This window comes from Caballeronia sp. LZ035 (assembly GCF_031451175.1).
In the GTDB taxonomy this organism is placed as follows: Bacteria; Pseudomonadota; Gammaproteobacteria; order Burkholderiales; family Burkholderiaceae; genus Caballeronia.
Map to the genome: position 1 here is coordinate 1 of NZ_JARUXS010000035.1, position 585 is coordinate 585.

At 67.9% G+C, this 585-nt stretch carries 1 pseudogene; it reads left to right on the forward strand.

The annotated features are described in order from the left end of the window. Window positions 1-585 (forward strand): annotated as a pseudogene (locus QCE88_RS41945) (RHS repeat domain-containing protein); the annotation flags it as partial.

Sequence of the window (585 nt, forward strand, 5' to 3'; positions counted from 1 at the left end):
CACGTTCAGCTATGACGGCGCGGGGCGGCTTGCGCGACAGACCGCGCGGCGTGCGGGGCATCGCGAGACGCATATCGGGTATGAATATGACGTCAGTGGCAACCTGGTCACGCGTAGCGATAGCCGGCTGGGGGTGGATCGGTATCGCTACGATCCGCTGGGAAGAATCGTCGCGCATACGGATCCGGGGCAGCGGGTGCGTCGGTATGTGTACGACGCGCAAGGCGATCGGTTCTCGCAGGTGCGCGCGACTGAGCAGCGCCGGGAGTGGCACCATCCGGACGGCGGGCGCTGGTGGCTGGATGCGGCGGGGCAACTGAGCGAGCGCACGCATCCCACGCGGGGCGTGGAGCGGTTCACGTGGGACGTGTTCGGGCGGATGGTGGGGTTCGAGAACACCGCTAACGAGCGATGGGTGTATCGATATGATGCGCTCGGTCGGCGGATTGAGAAGCTGGCGGGGGATGTCAGGGCGGAAGCCGGGCGGAGGCATCGCGATGAAGGGGCGCGGACCTGGTTCCTGTGGGACGGCGATGCGATGGCCGGCGAGGTGCGGCGCACGGCGCTTCATGCGAGGGAAGCGCG